Source organism: Shimia sp. MIT1388, from assembly GCF_047124445.1.
GTDB lineage: Bacteria > Pseudomonadota > Alphaproteobacteria > Rhodobacterales > Rhodobacteraceae > Shimia.
This window is the reverse complement of record NZ_CP138921.1, coordinates 1,788,184-1,808,860: the sequence shown is the minus strand read 5'-3', so window position 1 is coordinate 1,808,860 and position 20,677 is coordinate 1,788,184. Positions and strand designations below refer to the sequence as shown.

Here is a 20,677-nt window from a genome sequence, read left to right as displayed (position 1 = left end):
CGCCAAACAACCGATTAACAAACGTTAACTATTTGTAGCGAGGGTTGGTTAGCGAATGGTTAATGCGCCTATAGCAGCGCCATGAAGGCGGGCCAGGCCTCTGGATCAGCCACGGTTTTGTCGCGGCAGAAAGCGTTGCACATGCCAAAGATGCGCCCGTTGAGTTCCATCAGATGGGTGGAGGGCTTGCCGGAGTAGGGGCAGTTTGCGTTCTCTGGCGTGCCTTCCTTGAGGGGCTTGGCTACGAGGGGTTTGGGGCCGGGCCAATCGCGGGTTGGATAGTCTTTGGCGTACCAGGGCAAGGTTGCACCGCGTGCAAACCCCATGGCGCGCCAGCGGCGGAACGCCGGGTCGGCCAGGTGGGTGTCGACATAGGCTTGGGCGACCTCGCCCACAGGCAGATTGTAGCCGGCAATGCGGGCCGCGACTGGGGCGTAGAACACATCCGCAACGCTATAGGTGCCGCAGAGCCATGGCCCATCTGCGCCGTAGGTGGCACGGGCGTGTTCCCAAATGGTTTCAAGGCGTTGGACGTCCTTGAGAAGGTCCTCAGAGGGACTGCTGTCTTCATAGGACAGGCGCAGGTTCATCGGACAATCGTTGCGCAGGGTGAAAAAGCCGGAGTGCATTTCGGCAGCCAGATTGCGCGCGGTAGCACGTGCGCCGGGATCATTGGGCCAGAGACCCGCATCCGGGTGGCGCGTGGCCAGCTCTTCAGCAATGGCAAGACTGTCCGAAAGGATTGCACCTTCGGGGGTTTTCACCGCGGGCACCGTGCGGGCTGGGGCGATCTTGGTGAGCTGTTCCGCCACGGATTTGTCGGAGAAGTCCACCAAAGTGGTGTTCCGGGCGAAGCTGAATTTTTCAAACAGAAGCCAGCCGCGCAGCGACCAGGAGGAATAGGCGTAGTCGCCGATGTATAAATCGTAGGTCATGACGGTAGAGTAACACGCCACAGTGCATCACGAAATTAAAACATTTTGACCAAATTCATCACGGAATGTGATTAATTGGATTTGCAGTCCAGCTCGTGTCGTCGATTTTGATGGAGGTGACCGAGAGGTTGTCAATCCGGTGGGCAAAGACCTCCTCGGCGGTTAGCTGCTCGGCGCGCTGGATTTGCGTCAGGATCACGCCAAAGTGCACAACCACGATCAGTTTGGCACCACGATGCGTGTCAATCAAGCGGTCAATTGCGCCGTCCACACGGGACGTGACCTCGTTCCAGCTTTCCCCGTTGGGCGGGCGCACGTCTCCCGGGGTTTCCCAATAGGCGCGGATGCGGTCTGGATCAGCGGCCTCGATTTCGGCGAAGGATTTGAGTTCCCAGTCTCCAAAGTGGATTTCGCGCAGGGCTGCATCGTGTGCCAGCCGATGGCGATCGCGTTGGATGGCGTCTGCGGTGGCGACACAGCGTTGCAGGTCGGAGCTGATCACAATGCCGTCCGTGGGGAGGTGGTCTGCGAGCCGGGCGACTTGGGCTGTGTCAGACAGATCGGCGGGCAGATCAGACCAGCCTACCATGGTTTTGGCATGGGTCGGGCCATGGCGCACAAGGTGCAATTCGGTCATGGCAACTCTCCTTTTAATACCATCGGCAACCCGGCAACCACGAGCACGGCCAGATCGGCCTGTCGCGCGATGGCTTGGTTGAGGGCGCCTTGCGCGTCCCGGAAGCGGCGGGCGAGGGCGTTTTCCGGCACCACGTCGAGGCCAACTTCGTTGGAGACAACCACCACATGGGCCCGGCAAGCTTGCAGGGCGTCGAGCAGATTGGCTTGTTCCACCGCGAGGTCCTTTTCGGCAAGCATTTGATTGGACAGCCACATTGTGGCGCAGTCCAGCAGCACAATGGCGTCTTTGGGCAGGTCAGGCAAAATGTCGGCGGTGTCGAGCGGTGCTTCGATGGTGCGCCAGTTCGGGCCCCGTTGGGCCAGGTGTTTTTGCACCTTTTGGCGCATTTCATCGTCAAAGGCTTGGGCGGTGGCGACATAGATGCGTGGCAGCGGGGAAGCCATGACCAGCCCTTCGGCAAAGACCGATTTGCCGGAAGCGGCGCCCCCCAAAATCAGGCTGAGTTTTGGCAACATGATTGTATCCCTAACGCGTTGGCGGGCACCCTGCGGCATTCACGCAGGGGGGGCAAGCGGGAATGGTGCCTGCGACGTAGGGTGGGCTTGCATCTCTTGGACGGGCGCGATTTGGTGGCGGCATGAAACAGACAGTTGCAGCTCTTACTTTCTCGCTTTTGGCCAGCGCAGGTTTTGCCCAATCGGTGTCTTACGATCTGTTCAGAGACGCGGATGTGGTGTTCCTCGGCGAAGTGCACGACAACCCGGTGCATCACGACAATCAGGCGCAGGCGATTTTGGCGATTGGACCAAAGGCGGTGGTGTTTGAGATGTTGGTGCCAGCGCAGGCAGAAAAAGTCACTCCGGAGTTGTTGGATGACGGCCCTGCGTTGGAAGTGGCACTGGGTTGGAATGACAGCGGGTGGCCGGATTTTTCTATGTATTATCCGGTGTTTGCCGCGCTTGGGGATGCCAAGATCTATGGCGCGCAAGTGTCACGAGAAGCCGCTGGGGTTGCGTTTAAAGGCGGAGATATGAGCAGCGTTCTGAATGGGGCCGGTGCGGAGTTCGGCTTGACGCTCCCCTTGCCAGAGGCGCAGCAGGAGGCGCGTGAGGCGCTGCAATTGGCGGCGCATTGTGATGCGTTGCCTGAAGAAATGTTGCCCGGCATGGTCATGGCGCAGCGGTTGCGGGATGCGCGTCTGGCGCAGGCGGTGACCGAAGCTTTGGCGGAAACCGGTGGTCCGGTGGCGGTGATCACCGGCAATGGACATGCCCGCATGGATTGGGGCGTGCCGGTCTTGTTGCCAAAAGAGATTGCCTCCATGTCCTTTGGTCAGCTTGAGGCGGAGCCGGAGAGTGAGCCGCCCTATGATCTCTGGATTGTGACAGAGGCTGCGGAGCGGGATGATCCCTGTGCGGCGTTCCAATAAGCATGCTTGCCCCTTTGGCCCATGCGGCCTAGGTTTGGGCACCTTAGCGTGAAAGAGGTCTGCTAAATGCTGACAGACAAACGAATTCTCCTGATCATAGCCGGTGGAATCGCGGCCTATAAATCTTTGGAGCTGATCCGGCGGTTGCGGGAGCGCGGCGCCTGGGTGACGCCCGTGTTGACCCGTGCGGCGGAAGAGTTTGTTACACCTTTGTCCGTGTCGTCTTTGGCGGGGGAAAAGGTTTATCGCGATTTGTTTGACCTGACCGATGAAGCGGAGATGGGACATATCCAATTGTCGCGCTCGGCGGATTTAATCGTGGTCGCGCCGGGCACGGCGGATTTGATGGCAAAGATGGCCAACGGCATGGCCAATGACATGGCCTCAACCCTGTTACTGGCGACGGACACCCAGGTGCTTGTAGCGCCGGCGATGAACGTGCGGATGTGGGATCATCCGGCAACGCAGCGCAACCTGGCGCAGTTGAAAGGGGATGGCGTGAGTTTTGTTGGCCCGAATGAAGGCGACATGGCCTGTGGCGAGTTTGGGCCGGGGCGGATGTCGGAACCAATGGAAATTGTTGAGGCGATTCAAGGCGCTCTGTCCGAAGGCCCGTTGCAGGGGCAACGTGTTTTGGTGACGTCCGGGCCAACACATGAGCCAATTGATCCCGTGCGTTACATCGCCAATCGGTCGTCAGGGGCACAGGGCACAGCGATTGCCAATGCGCTGGTGAAACTAGGCGCGGAGGTGGTGTTTGTCACAGGACCGGCGGATGCGGCGCGGCCGACGGGGGCGCAGGTGGTTGAGGTGCAGACGGCGGCGGAAATGCTGGAGGCTGTGCAAGGGGCGTTGCCGGTCGATGCGGCGATCTTCTGCGCTGCAGTGGCCGACTGGCGGGTTGCAAGTGCTTCTGACAGCAAGATAAAAAAGACCAAGGGCGGCCTGCCAACCTTGGAGTTTGCCGAGAACCCAGACATTTTGGCAACTGTGAGCCAGATGGCGGATGGGCGCCCGGGGTTGGTCGTGGGCTTTGCGGCGGAAACCGATGATGTGATCGACAATGCTACCGCCAAACGTATCCGGAAGGGATGTGACTGGATTGTTGCCAATGACGTGAGCCCCGCGACCGGGATCATGGGCGGCAGCGAAAACGCGGTGACGCTGATTTCGGACGCGGGATCAGAGGCTTGGCCCCGTATGGGCAAGGCAGACGTGGCGGAGAAACTGGCCGCGAAGATCGCGGATACGCTGGCGAAGTGACGCGCGTTTGCGTGCTCTTAAGCGGGAAAATTGGGGTAAAGAGAAGACATGACGGCGGTGCCAATTAAGCTGAAGTGGTTGGAGGATGCGGACCGGGAGGTTGCGTTGCCGTCCTATGAGACCGCAGGCGCTGCCGGAGCAGATGTGCGAGCAAATTTTCCTGCAGATCAACGGGATGGCGTGACTTTGGAACCCGGCGCGCGGGTGTTGGTGCCAACCGGGCTGTCGCTGGAAATTCCGCAGGGCTATGAAGTGCAGATGCGGCCGCGCTCTGGGCTGGCGCTGAAGCATGGGATCACCTTGCCAAACAGCCCGGGCACCATTGACAGCGACTATCGCGGGCCGCTTGGGGTGATTGTTTTGAACGCCGGGCAGGAAGCGTTTGAAATCACTCACGGCATGCGCATTGCGCAGATGGTTGTGGCCCCGACTGTGACTGCAGAGTTCACATTAGATCAAGAGCTTAGTGAAACCAGCCGCGGGACAGGCGGGTTTGGCTCGACGGGAGTCTGCTGATGCTTCTGGTGTTGGTGATGGCCGCGGGGCTGTGGGGCATTGGCATGGTCATGGGCGCGCCAAAATCGGCGCGGTGGACCATGATTGGCTTGCTGTATCTCGCTGTTGTTGGAGTGCAGGCGGTGTTTCCGCCGGAGCATCAATTGGTGATCGCGACGGGTGGCAGTCTGGCGATGTGGCTGATGATCGGCGGCGCGGTCGCGGTGGTCTTGGCCTATTCCAGCATGCTGCAAAAACTACGTCAGAAAGCGGACGCGAAAGCCGAAGATGAGGCGCAGGAGAACGCGGCGCAGGAGCTGTTTTCAGAGACCGAGTTGAACCGCTATGCGCGCCATATTGTGCTGCGCGAACTTGGCGGATTGGGGCAGAAAAAGCTGAAAGATGCCAAGGTGTTGGTTGTTGGGGCTGGTGGGCTTGGATCGCCGGTTTTGCTCTATCTGGCGGCGGCTGGTGTGGGGCGCATCGGCGTGGTGGACGACGATGTGGTCGATAACTCCAATTTGCAGCGTCAGGTGATCCACAAAGATGAGGCGATTGGCACGCCGAAGGTGCTCTCGGCGGCAGAGGCGATGACGGCGCAGAACCCGTTTGTGACGGTGGTGCCATACCCTCGCAGGCTGACCGAAGAAGATGCGGCGGAGATCATTGGCGAATACGATCTGGTGCTGGATGGCACGGACAATTTTGACACGCGCTATTTGGTGAACGAAGTCTGCGTGGCGCAGGGCAAGCCGTTGATTTCCGGCGCGTTGTCGCAATGGGAAGGGCAGTTGAGCGTGTTTGACACGGCCAGCGGAACCCCCTGTTATCAATGCATTTTTCCAGAAGCGCCCGCGCCGGGTATGGCGCCGAGCTGTTCGGAAGCGGGGGTTGTCGGCCCGTTGCCGGGCGTTGTCGGCACGATGATGGCGGCGGAGGCCGTGAAGGTGATTACCGGTGCCGGGGCAGCCTTGCGCGGTGAGATGATGATCTATGACGCCCTGTGGGGAGAGACCCGCAAGATTGGGCTGAAGCCGCGTTCGGATTGCCCGACGTGTGGTGGCAAAAACGGCTGATTTCCACGTCGGTAATGCGTCGGTATCGCGGCTGTTTTGCGACTGTGGCGATGGCTGCACATGACCGTCTAACCTGTGCAACTGTGCACGGATTGGTGAGGTGGATTGCACCTCCTTTGAGCGCTGCCTAGGGTGGGGCAAAGGAGATTCATCTGATGACAAATCCGCTGCTGTCCGCGTGGGACACCCCGTTTAAACTCGCCCCATTCGACAAGATTTCTGACGACGATTTTGCGCCTGCCTTTGAGGAGGCTTTGGCTGCGCATAAGGCAGAGATTGACGCGATTGCTGAGAGCACCGAGGCGCCGAGCTTTGCCAACACCATTGAAGCCATGGAAGTGGCGGGTGAGGGACTCGACAAGGTGCTGTCCGTGTTTTTCTCGGTGGCCGGGGCCGACAGCAATCCGGCGCGGGAAGAACTGCAGCGAGACTTCTCGCCCAAACTGGCGGCGCACTCTGCGGAGATTTCGGCGAACAAAGCGTTGTTTGGCCGGATCAAAGCTATTTGGGATGCGCGAGACACGTTGGATCTGACGGAAGAGCAGCAGCGGGTGTTGATGTTGACACACCGTGGCTTTGTACGCGGCGGCGCGGCGCTGGAAGGCGATGCGGATGCGCGCATGAAAGAGATCAAAGGTCGTTTGGCCGTGTTGGGCACGGAGTTCACGCAGAACCTGCTGGCGGACGAACGCGCGTGGTTCATGCCGCTGGCGGAGGAAGACCTGGAAGGGTTGCCTGCCTTTGCCGTGGATGCGGCGCGGGCGGCTGGCGAAGAAAAAGGTGCAGACGGGCCGGTGGTGACGCTGTCGCGCTCAATCATTGTGCCGTTTTTGCAGTTTTCGCCGCGCCGAGATCTTCGGGAGAAGGCGTTTGAGGCTTGGGCAGCGCGTGGGGCCAATGGCGGCGAGACCGACAACCGCGCGATTGCGGGGGAGATTCTGGCGCTGCGCGAGGAGCGGGCGAAGCTCTTGGGATATGCCAGCTTTGCGGACTACAAATTGGAAACCGAGATGGCCAAGACGCCGGAGGCGGTGCGCGGGTTGTTGATGGATGTCTGGGCACCCGCCAAAGCGCGGGCGGAGGCAGATGCCGCCGTGCTGACTGAGATGATGCATGCGGATGGGATCAACGGCGATCTGGCGCCTTGGGATTGGCGGTACTATGCGGAGAAGCGGCGCAAGGCGGAGCATGATCTGGATGAGGCGGCGCTCAAGCCTTACCTGCAGCTTGATCGGATGATTGAGGCGAGCTTTGCCTGTGCGACCAAGCTGTTTGGGTTGCAGTTCAAAGAGTTGGATGTGCCGCTGTATCATGAGGATTGCCGCGCCTGGGAAGTGACACGCGACGGGGACCATGTGGCGGTGTTCATTGGGGATTATTTTGCGCGGGGTGGCAAACGCTCTGGTGCGTGGTGTTCAGCGATGCGAGGGCAGGCGAAATTCCCGGAAGTGCAGGGGCCTGTTGTGATTAATGTCTGCAATTTTGCAAAGGGAGACCCGGCGCTGCTCAGCTATGACGATGCGCGGACCCTGTTCCATGAGTTTGGCCATGCGCTGCATCAGATGCTGTCCAATGTGACCTATGAGAGCATTTCCGGGACCTCTGTGGCGCGAGACTTTGTAGAACTGCCCAGCCAGTTGTATGAACACTGGCTTGAGGTGCCAGAGGTGCTGGCGGAGTATGCGACCCATGCGGAGACCGGGGAGGCCATGCCGCAGGCGATGTTGGAGAAGGTGCTGGGTGCGGCGAACTTTGATCAGGGCTTTGCCACGGTGGAATATGTCGCCTCTGCGCTGGTCGATCTGGCGTTCCACGAGGGTGCAGCCCCAAGCGATCCGATGGCGAAACAGGCAGAGGTTCTGGCGGAGCTGGGCATGCCTGCGGCGATCACCATGCGCCACGCAACGCCGCATTTTGCCCATGTGTTTGCCGGGGACGGCTATAGCTCTGGTTACTACAGCTACATGTGGTCTGAGGTGATGGATGCGGATGCGTTTGAGGCCTTTGAGGAGGCGGGGGGCGCGTTTGACCCGGAGACGGCCAAGGCGCTGGAGCAGCACATACTGTCGACCGGCGGATCGGTGGAGGCCGATGAGCTGTATAAGCGGTTCCGCGGGCGTTTGCCGGGCGTTGAAGCGCTTTTGAAAGGGCGCGGCTTGGCAGCCTGAAGCGCACTTCAGTTGCAAGAGAAAACACCCGCAGGCGGAGGACCCCTGCGGGTGTTTTTGTGTGCTTAGCCGATCACGTCGTGGCCGCGGTTTTGCATGCAGCGGATCAGAACGTTGCGGCGTTCATCATTCACTTTGGACGCATTTTCGGCTGCACCGATAGCGCCGCCGGTGATTGCGCCAACCACGGCACCTTCCCATTCATCATCCGCCTCAATGGCGCCTACGCCTGCGCCAATTACAGCTCCGACCGCAGCGCTTTCGGCCCCGGCGCCGTTGGTGAAGGAAGCTGCCTGTGCGTGGCAGGCGTTGTAATCGCTGTCAAAATTGGCGTTGCGGGTGCCGTCCACTGTCAGCGGGCGATCCACTGGGGCGGTGCAGGCGGCCAGAGACAGGGCGGCAATCAGGCTAAGCATCAATGTGTTGTGTGTCATTTGGGTTGGTCCTTTCAAAATGAGTCCGTCTTGGGATGAGCGACATTTAGGAGGGTGGGGTTTTCATTTCAAGGCAAAAGTTTTATGTTTTGCGTAAAAGCTTGCATGAAAAACGTAATTGGATTACTGAAAGGCAACAACTTATGGAGCAAAATCATGAAGCTAGTGGCCCGTCTCGCCATGCTGATCACGCTGGTCTATTTCACCTTTGGTTGGGCGGTGTTGTGGATATCCGCCTTCCTTGGCACGGGCGAAATGCTCGCCGATGCCTTTGATTTGCCTTTGGATATGCCTGTGCCGCCGCTCTGGGCGATTCTGGTTGGCATGGGGATGATGTGGCCCGCGTTGATCAGTCTGGGCGTCGGGTTCTGGGCGCTGGACCGAATCCTGCTTTTGAAGAATCCGCAGGACTTCGCGCAGTTGGGGAGGCACCTTCGGCTGTGTGCCTACGCGTTCTTGGCGTTTTGGCTGCTCAACGCGTTAAATGTGTCGATGCAACCGGTGGTGTTGAGCGCCCATTTGGAACCAGAGTTGCGCCCGGAGTTTGTGTTGATCGACATCGATATTGATGTGGTTTTCCTGGTGCTTGGGGTGGTGTTTTTTGCGATCAGCCGGTCGCTCTCTCAGGCGCAAGAAATTGCTGACGAGAACAGCCAGTTCCTGTAGGAGGCCCTATGCCCATACGCATCAACCTCGATTTGGAACTGGTGAAACGCAAGATGACCTCGCGCGAGTTGGCGCAGGCCATTGGATTGACCGAGACCAACCTCAGCCTGCTGAAGTCCGGCAAGGTGAAAGGCATTCGTTTCAATACGTTGGAGGCGATCTGCGCCCACCTGGGATGTCAGCCGGGAGATATTCTGGAGTATGTGCCGGAGGAAGAGTAGGGGCATCAAAAAAAGGGCGCCGCAATTTTGCGGGCGCCCTTCATTTGTTGCTTCCTAGGTTTGCTTAGATCGTCTGATCGTAGTCGCCTACACCCGGTTCGGTGCGGATCACCGCGTCGATTTCGGCAAAGATCTGGCGCATTTCGGCGTCGCTTTCGTTGCTCTCGATCACCACAACCAGGTTTGGCGTGTTGGAGGACGCGCGTACGAGACCCCAGCTGCCGTTGTCCAAAATCACGCGGGCGCCGTTCACGGTCACCACTTCGCTGATCGCGCGACCGGCGATTTTTTCACCACCCTCGTGCATGGCGGTGAGTTTGGCGACGATACGCTCGAGAATGTCGTATTTCTCGGTGTCGGCCGCATAGGGCGACATGGTGGGGGTGGACCAGGTTTTGGGCAGGGCCTTGCGCATGTCCGACATTTTCATGTCCGGGTTGCGGTCGAGCATTTTGCAGATTTCCACAGCGACGCGCATACCGCAGTCATAGCCACGGCCCACGTCACCCGCGAGGAAGTAGTGGCCGGATTTTTCAAAGCCCGCCAGTGCGCCGAGTTCGTGCACGCGGCGTTTCATGTGGCTGTGGCCGGTTTTCCAGTAGTCGGTTTTGGCACCGGTGGCCAAAAGATCCGGGTCGGCGGCATAAAGACCGGTGGATTTCACATCGGCGACAAAGGTGGCGTTGGGGTAAAGCTTGCCAAGGTCCTTGGCCATGATCACGCCGACCTTATCGGCAAAGATTTCCTCGCCTTCGTCATCCACCACGCCGCAACGGTCGCCGTCTCCGTCAAAGCCGAGCGCGAGGTCTGCGCCGGAGGCTTTCACGCTGTCAGACATGTCGTGCAGCATTTCCATTGCTTCGGGGTTGGGGTTGTAGTTGGGGAAGGTGTAGTCGAGCCGGTTGTGGCTATCGACGACTTCCACGCCCATACGTTTGAAGATTTCCGGGGCAAAGGCGGCAGCGGTGCCGTTGCCGGTGGCGCAGACCACTTTCAGCGGGCGGGACATTTTGAAGTCGCCAACCAGGTCGTCAATGTAGGCTTCGCGCACGCCGTCGATGATCTCGTGCTTGCCGCCGTCGTGCGCGTCAAAATCGCCGTTGAGCACGATGTCGCGCAGTTCAGCCATTTCGTCCGGGCCATGGGTGAGTGGCTTTTCAAAGCCCATCTTCACGCCGGTCCAGCCGTTGGGGTTGTGAGACGCGGTCACCATAGCCACGGCGGGCGCGTTGAGGTGGAACTGGGCAAAGTAAGCCATCGGGGACAGGGCAGGGCCGATGTCCTTCACGTGGATGCCAGCCTTCATCAGGCCAACAATCAGCGCCATTTTGATGGACACGGAATAGTCGCGGTAGTCGTTGCCCACGGCAATGACCGGCTCAATACCACGGCGTTGCATTTGGGTGCCAAGGCCAAAGCCAAGCGCGGTCATGCCCGGCAGGTTGATCGCCTCCGGGAATTGCCAGCGGGCGTCATATTCGCGGAAGCCCGTGGGGGCGATCATCGGGTCGCGCAGGAATTCCCAGGTATTTGGGCGCACTTCGGGCAAAGGTTTTTTCATAGCAATGTCTTTCTAAGTCTAAAGTAGTCGGTCAAATCGCGATTGGGTTGGCTTTGGCCAGCGCATCAAACTGCATCAATGTGTCAATCAGATGAGACATTTGGTCAAGCGGGATCATGTTTGGGCCATCAGAGGGCGCATTGTCCGGATCCTGATGCGTTTCGATGAAAACGGCGGCAGTTCCAATAGAAACAGCGGCGCGGGCCATCACGGGCGCAAATTCACGCTGGCCGCCGGAGCTGCCGCCCTGACCGCCGGGTTGTTGTACCGAGTGGGTGGCGTCCATCACCACCGGGTAGCCGGTTTTGGCCATCTGCGGCAGGGAGCGCATGTCCGCCACCAGCGTGTTGTAGCCAAAGGAGGTGCCGCGCTCGGTCAACAGGATGTTGGTGTTGCCGGTGCTTTCGATTTTGGTGACGATGTTGCCCATCTCCCAAGGGGCCAGGAATTGACCCTTCTTCACGTTCACAGCAGCGCCGGTTTTGCCGGCTGCCAAGAGCATGTCGGTTTGGCGGCACAGAAAGGCGGGGATTTGCAGGATGTCGACGGCTTCGGCGGCCAGTGCGCATTGCTCTTCGGTGTGTACGTCGGTCAGCACCGGCACGCCAAAGTCTTTGCGGATGCCGTCCAGAACAGAAAGGCCCGCGTCCAAGCCGAGGCCACGAATGCCGGTGAGCGAGGTACGATTGGCTTTGTCGTAGCTGGCCTTGAACACATATTGCGCGCCAGCTTTGGCGCAGGCTTCTTTCATGGTGCCTGCGATCATTTCGGCGTGGTCTTTGCTCTCCAACTGGCACGGGCCCGCAATGACCGTCAAAGGAAGGTCATTGCCGATGGTGAGAGCACCAACATTTACATGTTTCATTACGAAGACACCTGTTCTCTGAGGATGGACGCGGTCAGCGAGATCATCAGATAGATGCCCGAAAAGATCAGGAAGGCCAAGATCGTGTTTTCAAAGCTGCGCGGGTAAGATGGGTCCTGCGCGGAGACCGGATCCACCGAGGTTGTCAGGTAGCGCACCTGACGGTTGGCTTCCAATTCGGTCTGCTTCAGGGTCTGCAGCGCGGTCTGCATTTGCAGGTCGGCGGCAGCGAGGTCGGCCTGTGCAATCTGGATTTGCGAGGTTTTGGCGGCGAGGGATTCCTCACCGGCGGTGGCCTCTGTCATGCGGGCGCGCTGGGTGGCCAGAGCGGCCTCCAGCCGGCGCACGTCGCCTTGCACACCTTCGACGCGGGCCTTATTGGGGCGGGCGTTGTCTTGCAGCGCGGCGAGTTGCAATTGCTTCTCTTGCAGCTGGATTTCCAGATTGGTGATCTGTTGGCGCAGGGAGGCGATCACGCCTTCGGGGTCGAGCACGGTGCTTTCTTGCAGGCGCACAAGTTGCACCTGCGCGTTGCGGCGCTCTTCTTTGGCGGTTTCCAAACTTTTGCGCGCGTCGCGCAGCTGGTCTTCGCGTTTGCGTTGGGAGAGGTCATCCACCCGTTGTTCGGCATAGGAAATCAGCGCTTTGGAGAACTGCGTTGCAATCTCCGGGTCAGCGGCGCTGACCTCCATGCGGATGGAGCCCTCGGTGGGGTCGTAGCCGATTTTTACAAACTTCTTGTAAACCTTGTAGGCCTTTTCGTTGGACGGGTTTTCGTCCAACCGCTGGATCGGGTCGATGTTGGGATCGGAGAAGTGCCCCTTAAAGCCCACATCGCTGTCCAGCCGGATCATCGCGTCTTTACTGGTGAGATAGCCCTGAACCGCGATGGCGTCCTGGTTGGAGTTGAGCTGGGCAGGCAGCAGGCCACCAAGACCACTGCCGCCGGTGCTGTCGGCCTGTTGAACAAGGAACGCCGATTTGGTGGAGTACATCGGGGTGGCGACGGAATAGAAGTACCAGCCGGCAAAGATGGTGGGCAGGAAGACAAATGCCGATAGGCGCGCCAGCAGCAAGAGCAGGCGGCGGCGGCGACGGCGGGCGATGTCTTTCTGGATTTCGCCAATCTCGAGCGCGCGCATTTCCGCCGGAGACATGGTCTCGGTCGATGGCAAGTTCGCTTTGCCCATGGGCATGGTTTGCGGCAGCTGCACCTTGCCCGCTTTAGCTGGTGGTTTGCCAGCTTTGTCCGAGGGCATCAGGTCCAGCATGTTGGTGCGCTGGAACGGATCGATGCCCGCCTCGCGCAGCAGGCGCACGGCGTCATAGTCGGAGGTTGGCGCCAGATTGTTTTTCTGCGCCATCCGGCGGGCCATACGCAACTGGCGACCGGTGAGGCCTTCGCGTTTGATCGCGTCAATCGCGGCCTCTGCACCTTGCGGCGTGGGCTGCGCTGTGTTGGCGGCAGCGGGCTGCGGCGTTGGTTGCGGCGCGGCTTGGCCCTGCGGCTGAGCGCCCGGATTGGGCAGGTTCACAGCGCGTGGACGTGGTTGCGGCTCGCCCTGAGAGGCGGGCGCGGCACCGTCCGTCGCGGATTGCGCAGGCGGGGTCTCGCTGCGGCGGACGCGGAATTTCTTAGCCTTGGGTTTGGTAGTCATAGAGCTGCTTGGCCTCTTCCAAGGTGTCGAACATATAGAGTTTGCCGTTCAGCAGCACCGCCGCCGATCTGGCAAATTTTTCCAGCACTTGCGGCTGGTGTGACACAATCACAATTGTGGTGGTGCGCAGGCGTTCGCGGAGCACCTCACCGGCTTTCTTGTTGAAATCCACATCGGTGGAGGAGGGCATGCCCTCGTCAATCAGGTAGATGTCGAAGTCCAGCGCGAGCATCAGCGCAAAGGTGAAGCGCGAGCGCATACCGGACGAATAGGTGCCCAGCGGCTGATCAAAATATTCGCCGAGGTTGCAGAGCCAGCGGCAGAAGGCCTCGACATAATCCGGGTCCAGCCCGTAAAGGCGGGCGATGTAGCGGCTGTTCTCAACGGCGGTGTGTTTGTTCACCACGCCGCCCATGAAGCCCAGGGGGAAGGAGATGCGGCAGTCGCGTCGGATGGTGCCTTCGTCAGGTTTTTCCAGCCCCGCCATCATATTGATCAGCGTGGTTTTGCCGGTGCCGTTGGGGGCAAGGATGCCAAGCGAGTTGCCCAACTCGACACGAAAAGAGACGCGCTCAAGGATGACCTTGCGCTGCGTGCCGGTCCAGAAGGACTTACTCACATTGTCGAACTCGAGCATTACCTGCTCCTGAAACTGCTCTCACGTGCCGTTATAGCACATAACTATACACCATAGTGGTTAACGCTCTGACGGCGTTTTGCCCAATATGTCGGATTTGTCAGGCAGATAGCAACTGTCTGGGGCGGGAATGGGGCAAGAAATGCAAAAAATTGAAACGGAATGCGGAAGTCTCGGGGAAATTTGAGGAAATTCAGTGTTTCCAGTTGCTTTGTTAAGCACTGGTGCAAAAAACCACCGATGCGTTGGGCACCGGTGGTTTCGATGGATTTTGGTTAAGACCTTGGCTTACGCAATCGCTTGCCAGACGGTGCCTGCGATCAGCGCGCCGGTCAGGGCAAAGGTGAGGTAGGCGGCAAAGATGCGCGGTTTCACCAAGGCCCAGACTGCGATGGCAGCGGGGATGCAGCTGACGCCACCGGCGATCACAAAGGACATGGCGGCGCCCTGAGACATGCCTTGCTCCATCAGGCCGCTGATAAAGCCCACGGCGGCAAAGCCGTTGAGGTAGGCGGGCATGCCGATCAAGGCTGCGATCAGGATGGTGCCAAAGCCTTCGCCGCCAAGGAACTGACCGACCCACGCTGTGGTGTCATAAACCACCATCAGGGCTTCGAACATATAGGCGATCAGCAGCCATTTCACCAGGAAGAGCGCATTGTCCACCCAGGTGGTGCGGAAAATGGTCCGACGATCCGCGTCGCCCCAGAACTGCCAGACAGGTTTGGCCGAGAAGGGCGCTTTGGTGCCGCAGCAGCCGCCGACCTGCGGCTTCTCGCGCAGAGGCTCGGCAAAGACCGCGGTGTTGGAGAAGGTCATGGTCAGGAAGCCACCCATCATGCCGATGCTTACAGCCGCGACGGTTTTTGCCAGCGCAAAGTCTAGGCCCAACTCTCCCCAAGTGATTGTAAACATGGCGGGATCCATCAGAGGCGACGCCAGCCAGAAGGCCATCACGGCCCCCAATGGCGCACCAACCGCGAGCAAGGCGGCGATGAAAGGGATGACTTCACAGGAACAGAACGGCGACATGCCGCCCATAAAGGCTGCGAGGATGATCATGCGCACCTGATTGCCTTGGAACGCTTTGGCAATCAGGTTGTCCGCGCCGCTGGCTTTTACAAAGGCCACCAGCGTGATGGCGATGATGATGAAAATGCCGGTGTGGCTCATCGCCTCAAAGACGATCTCGGATGCGGGCAGGAATTTTTCTGGCGCGACCAGCAGCAGGATCAGCGGGATGATCCCCACCGCCAGCCAGGCTTTGTCGAGCTTTTTCCATCGAGATCGCCAGGGGGCGGGGGCGTTTTGAGTTGTGTCAGCCATGGTCGTGGTCCTTGTGTGGGCTGTCGCTGTCAGCGCAGCATTCGCGCAGTAGGAAGCTCGAGAGATCGCGCACCGCGTCATAGGCAATCGCCGCGCAGATGATCGAACGTCCTTGTTTTTCCTGAGTCACCAGCCCGGCCTGGGCGAGGATCTTCATATGGTGGGTCAAGGTGGAGCCGGTCACGCCGCTGCGTTTGCCAAGCTCCCCGATGGAGAGGCCCTCATGGCCGGCGCGCACCAGGCAGCGCAGAACCGAGAGCCGTTGTTCCGATCCAAGCGCCGCAAAGGTGGAGGCGGCCACTTCGAGGGAGATGTCTGTTGGGTCATTGTGTTTCATATTTCTAAAAATATCGAAATGAATGAGTCGCGCAAGAGTTATTTCGAATATTGTCGAAATAACTTTGGGCGGCTATCAGGGGGCATGTCATTGCGCCAGGAAATACAGGGCTGCCAGATCTGTGCAGACCGGTTTGCAGCCACCGCGACGGGCCACTCCCCACGGCCTGTGGTGTGGTTTGAGCCAAAGCCCAAACTGTTGATTGTTGGTCAGGCACCCGGCGCACGCGTCCATGAAAGCGGGCGGCCGTTTACCGATCCCAGTGGGGACAGGCTGCGAGATTGGATGGGCGTGGATGAGGCTGTGTTTTATGACACATCCCACGTGGCGATTGTGCCGATGGCGTTCTGTTTTCCCGGCTACAACGCGGCTGGCAGCGACCTGCCACCGCCGCCGATCTGCGCCAAAACCTGGCGGGGACGGGTGATGGATGTGCTGGGAGAGGTGCCTCTGACCCTGGTGGTGGGAGGCTATGCGCAAAAGTGGCATCTGGGCTCCAAGGCGGGGGTGACGGACACGGTACAAGCCTGGCGCGACTTTGCGCCCAAGGTCTGCCCCTTGCCACATCCGTCCTGGCGCAATACGGCATGGCTTAAGAAGAATCCCTGGTTTGAGGCTGAGCTGCTGCCAGCGCTGCAAACCCGCATCAAGGAGGTGCTGACATGAGTGACCTGACCCCATTGGACCAAGCCCATGCGGCGATGGACGCGGCACCGGAAGATGATGCCGCGCGGCTGCGGTTTTATGAGCGTCTGGCGGATGCAGAGCTGTTCTTACTGCTGGAAAAAGAGCCAGAGAATGAGCGCATCGCGCCGGAGATCTTTGAAACTTCTGATGCCAGCTTTGTGCTGGTGTTTGATACCGAAGACCGGCTGGCGCAGTTTGTCGGGCGGGTGGCGCCCTATGCCGGGCTGTCCGGGCGGGTGATTGCCAATATGCTGGCGGGGCAGGGCATTGGCTTGGCGGTTAATCCTGACGTGGCGCCGTCCTCGATCCTGATCCCAAATGAGGCGCTGGGCTGGCTGGCGGACACGCTGGAGCATGCGCCCGATGAGGTTGAGGCCAAGGTGGAGAGCTTTGAGCCACCTGCAGGGTTGCCAGAAGTGCTGATCACCGCGCTGGATGCCAAGCTGAGCACCGCCGGTGGGCTGGCCAAAATGGCCTATTTGGTGGGAACGACCTATGAGAGCGGCAGCCGCTCACACATGCTGGGCTTTGTCGATGTGGTACCCGGTGCGGATGGGGCGCTGGCGAAAGCGGTGAACGAAGCGCTGACTTTCTCCGGCATCGAAGCGGGCGCGCTGGACGTGGGCTTCTTTGCCGTCAGTGATCCAGTGGCGGCGCAGCTGGCGCGGGTTGGATTGCGGTTTGATCTGCCAGAGCCGCCAAAAGCCGAAGACCACGTACCCGTGACACCAGGCAGCAATCCAGACAAACCACCGATCTTGAGGTAAATTTCCGTTTTCACAGTCGCCAAATATCCCGGGGTGAATGGCGCAGCTTGCTGCGCCAGAGGGGCTGGCCCCTCCGGCGGTCGCTCAATACCCCGCGCTGCGGTCGACGACATGCACAAACGGTTCGCCCGCTTCCCCCCGACGCACGTTTTCAGCGACCACCTCGCTTGAGGTTTTGACGCGGGTCTCTGAGGCGATGTGTGGCGTGACGGTGACATTGGGATGCGCCCAATAAGGGTGGTCCTTTGGCAGCGGTTCCACACGGAAGACATCCAATGTGGCATGGGCGATGTGACCGGCATTGAGCGCGGCCAGCAAGGCGTCATCGTCGATCAGCGGTCCGCGGCCCGGGTTCACAATCATCGCGCCTTTGGGCATCCAGGACAGGCGCTCTGCGTTGAGCAGGTTTTCTGTGGCGGCGGTTTTGGGCAAGAGCAGCACAAGGATGTCGGCGCGTGACAAGGCGGTTTTTAACCCGTCGTTGCCATGCAGGCAGGTGACACCAGCAATGTCTTTGGCGCGGCGGCTCCAGCCCGCGACGTCAAAGCCCAGATCGCGCAAGGCTTCGGCGCAGGCGCTGCCCAATTCGCCAAGGCCCATTATGGTCACGCGGCGGTCTTGCGCCAACGGCGGCACATGCGGGGTCCAGTCACCGTTTTGGCCAAGGATATTGCAGTCCATGCCAAGGTGATGACGCATCACATGGCCCACCACCCATTCTTTCATGCCCTGGGTCATGCCGGGATCGACCATACGGCAGAGCGGCATGGTCAGGGTTTTGTTACCGACAATGCTCTCCACACCGGCCCAGAGGTTGAGCACGGCTTTGCAGCGGGTGTAGGGCGTGAAGTCCTGCACGGGGCTGTTGGGAGCGTAGACGATGTAGTCGACGTCTTCAGGCGCGCAGTCCGTCTGCAGGTTGGCGTCCACACTGGCGGCTTTGAAGGCTTCCTTGAGCGGGGCTTCATATTCCACCCAGCGCTCTGGCTTGGCGGCAAAGAGGACGTTGATCATGTGGCAAACACTCCGGACATGTCGGCAAAGCCTTTGATTTCGATAGGGTTCCCGAAGGGATCGTTGAAGAACATGGTGCTTTGCTCGCCCGGTTCACCGGCAAAGCGGGTGAAGGGCTTGAGCACGAAGTCCAAACCCGCCTCGGCTAGGCGTTGTGCAAGCGCGTCCCAGTCTGCTTTGGGCAGGATCACACCAAGGTGCGGCATCGGCACCATGTGCTCGCCGACCTTGCCGGTGGCAGCGGTGGCGAAGGGCTCGCCGATGTGCAGCGAGAGCTGATGGCCAAAGAAGTTGTAATCCACCCAGGTGTCGGTGCTGCGGCCTTCGGAGCAGCCCAGAAGATCGCCGTAAAAGGCGCGGGCTTGCGCGAGATCGCGGACGTTGTAGGCGAGGTGAAAGATGGTCATGCGCGGCTCCTTTGCGGGGCAGAATAGGGTCTGCGTGCATAGGTAGAAGCGTAAAGTGAAGAAGGGTAGCTTGTTTTTACATCTTCAGACATAAGGAAAACTATGGATGTAAGGTTTGTGGAAACATTGCTGGCGGCGGTGGAAGAGGGCTCTTTGGCGGCTGCTGCGCGGCGTCAGGGCATTACAGCTGCGGCGGCGGCACAGCGGATTGCGGCGTTGGAAGCAGGGCTAAAAGTACCGCTGTTGGTGCGCGATGGGCGGCATATGGCGGCGACGCCGGATTGTGAGGCGTTGCTGCCGGATTTGCGGCAGATGGTGGCGCTTAAGGCTGGGCTGGCAGGGCGGTTGGCACAGGAACAGTTGGGCGGGCGTTTGAGGCTCGGTGCGGTGTCGACGGCTTTGAGTGATTTTGGCCCGACGGTGGTGCAGCGCTTGGAGGCGGAGGCGCCTGCGGTGGAGCTGGCGTTGATCCCGGCGGCCAGTGAGGCGGTGTTTCGTCAGTTTGAGGAGGGCGGGTTGGACGCGGCGCTGATTGTGGCGCCGCCGTTTGCTTTGCCCAAGACGATGCAGTTTGACGTCTTGGCAAAACAACCGATTGGCCTTGTGCGGTCTGAGGATCAGGGGCAAGGCAATGACGTGCCTTACCTTGTCTACAGTCGGATGTCCTGGGGCGGGGCGGCTTGCTGGCGGGCATTGACGTCGCAGGTTTCAGAGCCACAGGTGCGCTGTGAGATGGATGCCGTGGAGATCATTGCGCAGATGGTTGAGGACGGATTGGGGCAGTCGGTCTTGCCGCAATGGGGCGGATTGGCCCGGCACCACGACGGGCTCAGCTTCGAGGCCATTCCTGGCGCAGTGCGTGAGGTTGGCCTGCTGACATGGCGACGGGAGGCGCGGCGGCCAGTGATCAAGCTGCTGCGGCGGTGTTTGGGTGTTGAGGCGGCTTAGTTAGCGTGGACGGTGCACGTGAGCGGATTGCACAAGGCCAAAGCCCGCCATCAAAACCAACATGGCGGAGCCGCCGTAGCTGACCAAAGGCAGCGGCACGCCGACCACAGGTGCGAGGCCCATGACCATCGACATGTTCACCGCGAAAAACAGGAAGAACGCGCCTGCGATGCCGAGGATCAATAGCGACGAATAGCGGTCTTTGTTGGAGATGGCCGAGGCGATGCAGAACACCACGATGAGGGCGTAGAGCGACAGCAGGGAGACCGCGCCAACGTAACCAAACTCTTCGGCCAAGGTGGTGAAGATAAAGTCGGTGTGTTTTTCCGGCAGGAAGTTCAGGCGGCTTTGGGTGCCTTGCATAAAGCCGCGTCCAGTCCAACCACCAGACCCAAGGGCAATTTTGGATTGAGTGATGTGGTAGCCTGCGCCGAGCGGATCAGAGGATGGGTCCAGGAAGGTGTCGATGCGGCGGTATTGATAGTTTTTCAAAAGCTGCCAGTCCGTGCCGCGCGATTGGAACACGGCCACCACCAGTCCCACAACCATGCTGATCACAGCGGCGAAATAGCCCCAGTGTACCCCTGCGAGGAACATCACGATGGCGCCGCCGGTCAGCAGCAGGATTGAGGTGCCAAGGTCCGGCTGGCGTAGGACCAGCATGGTGGGGATGATGATGAGCAGGACGGGGATAAGCACCCAGAGCGGCTTGCTGGTTTTCTCTGTGGGCAGCCAGTCGTAATAGGCGGCAAGGCTCATCACGAGGGTGATTTTCATCAACTCTGAAGGTTGCAGGCGCATAAAGCCCAGGTCGATCCAGCGCTGGGCGCCCATACCGACGCTGCCCATGACCTCCACCAGCACCAGCAGAACCAGCGTGACCAGATAGGCAAAGCCCGAGATCGACCGCCAGAACCAGATCGGCACCATGGCGACAAAGAACATGACAAACACCCCAAGGGCGTAGCGCTTCATTTGCGGTTCTGCCCAGGGGCGGAAAGAGCCGCCCGCCACAGAGTACAACATCAGGAAGCCGACACCGGCCACAGCGGTGATCAGCAGCAACAAGGCCCAGTTGAGGTGCAGCACCTTGCGCAGCCCGGTTGGCACATGTTTGACGTTATATTCGAGGTAGCTCATCTA

At 59.8% G+C, this 20,677-nt stretch carries 23 protein-coding genes; 10 read left to right on the top strand and 13 right to left on the bottom strand.

Going from position 1 to position 20,677, the window contains the following annotated elements:
• Positions 1 to 68: 68 nt before the first annotated feature.
• Genes SIB92_RS08880 through cobU form a run of 3 tightly spaced genes read right to left on the bottom strand, consistent with a single transcriptional unit; the run spans position 69 to position 2,090 of the window.
• On the bottom strand, positions 69 to 935 hold the full coding sequence (locus SIB92_RS08880) for a glutathione S-transferase (protein WP_412555448.1): 867 nt from the start codon (positions 933 to 935) through the stop codon (positions 69 to 71).
• A 58-nt stretch (positions 936 to 993) separates the two neighbouring features.
• The gene (locus tag SIB92_RS08875; protein WP_412555447.1) at positions 994 to 1,572 is read right to left on the bottom strand and encodes a histidine phosphatase family protein; all 579 of its coding nucleotides are present in this window, start codon (positions 1,570 to 1,572) and stop codon (positions 994 to 996) included.
• The gene (gene cobU / locus SIB92_RS08870; RefSeq protein WP_412555446.1) at positions 1,569 to 2,090 is read right to left on the bottom strand and encodes a bifunctional adenosylcobinamide kinase/adenosylcobinamide-phosphate guanylyltransferase; all 522 of its coding nucleotides are present in this window, start codon (positions 2,088 to 2,090) and stop codon (positions 1,569 to 1,571) included. Before cobU ends, SIB92_RS08875 begins: the two co-directional genes overlap by 4 nt.
• Positions 2,091 to 2,212: 122 nt before the next feature.
• On the opposite strand from cobU, the gene SIB92_RS08865 reads away from it, so the two are divergent.
• The 5 genes from SIB92_RS08865 to SIB92_RS08845 all read left to right on the top strand — a co-directional run bounded on the left by SIB92_RS08865 (position 2,213) and on the right by SIB92_RS08845 (position 8,006).
• Positions 2,213 to 3,004, top strand: coding sequence for a ChaN family lipoprotein (locus tag SIB92_RS08865; RefSeq protein WP_412555445.1), 792 nt, complete (start codon positions 2,213 to 2,215; stop codon positions 3,002 to 3,004).
• Positions 3,005 to 3,070: 66 nt separating this feature from the next.
• Positions 3,071 to 4,267, top strand: coding sequence for a bifunctional phosphopantothenoylcysteine decarboxylase/phosphopantothenate--cysteine ligase CoaBC (gene coaBC, locus SIB92_RS08860; RefSeq protein ID WP_412555444.1), 1,197 nt, complete (start codon positions 3,071 to 3,073; stop codon positions 4,265 to 4,267).
• A 48-nt stretch (positions 4,268 to 4,315) separates the two neighbouring features.
• A complete protein-coding gene (dut, locus tag SIB92_RS08855; protein WP_412555443.1) occupies positions 4,316 to 4,783 on the top strand; it encodes a dUTP diphosphatase in 468 nt (155 codons plus the stop codon).
• Positions 4,783 to 5,838, top strand: a complete 1,056-nt coding sequence (locus SIB92_RS08850) for a HesA/MoeB/ThiF family protein (protein ID WP_412555442.1) — start codon at positions 4,783 to 4,785, stop codon at positions 5,836 to 5,838. Before dut ends, SIB92_RS08850 begins: the two co-directional genes overlap by 1 nt.
• A gap of 155 nt (positions 5,839 to 5,993) precedes the next feature.
• Positions 5,994 to 8,006: a M3 family metallopeptidase gene (locus tag SIB92_RS08845; protein WP_412555441.1), complete on the top strand. Its 2,013-nt coding sequence runs from the start codon at positions 5,994 to 5,996 to the stop codon at positions 8,004 to 8,006.
• A 65-nt stretch (positions 8,007 to 8,071) separates the two neighbouring features.
• Here the strand turns inward: SIB92_RS08845 and SIB92_RS08840 are convergent, their stop codons facing one another.
• Complete coding sequence (locus SIB92_RS08840) at positions 8,072 to 8,440, bottom strand: glycine zipper family protein (RefSeq protein ID WP_294116362.1); 369 nt, start codon at positions 8,438 to 8,440, stop codon at positions 8,072 to 8,074.
• 156 nt (positions 8,441 to 8,596) lie between these two features.
• Between SIB92_RS08840 and SIB92_RS08835 the strand changes: the two genes are divergently transcribed.
• Positions 8,597 to 9,106, top strand: coding sequence for a hypothetical protein (locus SIB92_RS08835; protein ID WP_412555440.1), 510 nt, complete (start codon positions 8,597 to 8,599; stop codon positions 9,104 to 9,106).
• Between the two features lie 8 nt (positions 9,107 to 9,114).
• Entirely contained in the window at positions 9,115 to 9,327 is a 213-nt protein-coding gene (locus SIB92_RS08830; RefSeq protein WP_058241470.1) for a helix-turn-helix domain-containing protein, read from the top strand.
• 64 nt (positions 9,328 to 9,391) lie between these two features.
• Here SIB92_RS08830 and SIB92_RS08825 read toward each other — a convergent pair whose 3' ends face one another.
• The 6 genes from SIB92_RS08825 to SIB92_RS08800 all read right to left on the bottom strand — a co-directional run bounded on the left by SIB92_RS08825 (position 9,392) and on the right by SIB92_RS08800 (position 15,711).
• Positions 9,392 to 10,888: a phosphomannomutase/phosphoglucomutase gene (locus tag SIB92_RS08825; RefSeq protein ID WP_412555439.1), complete on the bottom strand. Its 1,497-nt coding sequence runs from the start codon at positions 10,886 to 10,888 to the stop codon at positions 9,392 to 9,394.
• 31 nt (positions 10,889 to 10,919) lie between these two features.
• On the bottom strand, positions 10,920 to 11,753 hold the full coding sequence (kdsA, locus tag SIB92_RS08820; RefSeq protein ID WP_412555438.1) for a 3-deoxy-8-phosphooctulonate synthase: 834 nt from the start codon (positions 11,751 to 11,753) through the stop codon (positions 10,920 to 10,922).
• Positions 11,753 to 13,411, bottom strand: coding sequence for a capsule biosynthesis protein (locus tag SIB92_RS08815; protein ID WP_412555437.1), 1,659 nt, complete (start codon positions 13,409 to 13,411; stop codon positions 11,753 to 11,755). The genes kdsA and SIB92_RS08815 overlap by 1 nt, the downstream gene beginning before the upstream one ends.
• A complete protein-coding gene (locus SIB92_RS08810; RefSeq protein WP_294116355.1) occupies positions 13,389 to 14,048 on the bottom strand; it encodes an ABC transporter ATP-binding protein in 660 nt (219 codons plus the stop codon). The genes SIB92_RS08815 and SIB92_RS08810 overlap by 23 nt, the downstream gene beginning before the upstream one ends.
• Positions 14,049 to 14,336: 288 nt before the next feature.
• The gene (locus SIB92_RS08805; protein WP_412555436.1) at positions 14,337 to 15,374 is read right to left on the bottom strand and encodes a permease; all 1,038 of its coding nucleotides are present in this window, start codon (positions 15,372 to 15,374) and stop codon (positions 14,337 to 14,339) included.
• Positions 15,367 to 15,711, bottom strand: coding sequence for an ArsR/SmtB family transcription factor (locus SIB92_RS08800; protein ID WP_412555435.1), 345 nt, complete (start codon positions 15,709 to 15,711; stop codon positions 15,367 to 15,369). Before SIB92_RS08800 ends, SIB92_RS08805 begins: the two co-directional genes overlap by 8 nt.
• A gap of 84 nt (positions 15,712 to 15,795) precedes the next feature.
• Here SIB92_RS08800 and SIB92_RS08795 point away from each other — a divergent pair, with 84 nt between their 5' ends.
• The gene (locus tag SIB92_RS08795) at positions 15,796 to 16,377 is read left to right on the top strand and encodes a uracil-DNA glycosylase family protein (RefSeq protein ID WP_412555434.1); all 582 of its coding nucleotides are present in this window, start codon (positions 15,796 to 15,798) and stop codon (positions 16,375 to 16,377) included.
• On the top strand, positions 16,374 to 17,165 hold the full coding sequence (locus SIB92_RS08790; protein ID WP_412555433.1) for an SseB family protein: 792 nt from the start codon (positions 16,374 to 16,376) through the stop codon (positions 17,163 to 17,165). Before SIB92_RS08795 ends, SIB92_RS08790 begins: the two co-directional genes overlap by 4 nt.
• 84 nt (positions 17,166 to 17,249) lie before the next feature.
• Here SIB92_RS08790 and SIB92_RS08785 read toward each other — a convergent pair whose 3' ends face one another.
• Both SIB92_RS08785 and SIB92_RS08780 read right to left on the bottom strand, forming a co-directional pair.
• Positions 17,250 to 18,179 carry a 2-hydroxyacid dehydrogenase gene (locus tag SIB92_RS08785; protein WP_412555432.1) on the bottom strand — a complete coding sequence of 310 codons (930 nt, stop codon included), beginning with the start codon at positions 18,177 to 18,179 and terminating at the stop codon, positions 17,250 to 17,252.
• Positions 18,176 to 18,586, bottom strand: a complete 411-nt coding sequence (locus SIB92_RS08780; protein ID WP_412555431.1) for a VOC family protein — start codon at positions 18,584 to 18,586, stop codon at positions 18,176 to 18,178. Before SIB92_RS08780 ends, SIB92_RS08785 begins: the two co-directional genes overlap by 4 nt.
• A gap of 102 nt (positions 18,587 to 18,688) precedes the next feature.
• Here SIB92_RS08780 and SIB92_RS08775 point away from each other — a divergent pair, with 102 nt between their 5' ends.
• On the top strand, positions 18,689 to 19,534 hold the full coding sequence (locus SIB92_RS08775) for a LysR family transcriptional regulator (protein WP_412555430.1): 846 nt from the start codon (positions 18,689 to 18,691) through the stop codon (positions 19,532 to 19,534).
• Here the strand turns inward: SIB92_RS08775 and rodA are convergent, their stop codons facing one another.
• The gene (gene rodA / locus SIB92_RS08770; protein WP_412555429.1) at positions 19,535 to 20,674 is read right to left on the bottom strand and encodes a rod shape-determining protein RodA; all 1,140 of its coding nucleotides are present in this window, start codon (positions 20,672 to 20,674) and stop codon (positions 19,535 to 19,537) included.
• Positions 20,675 to 20,677: the final 3 nt, after the last annotated feature.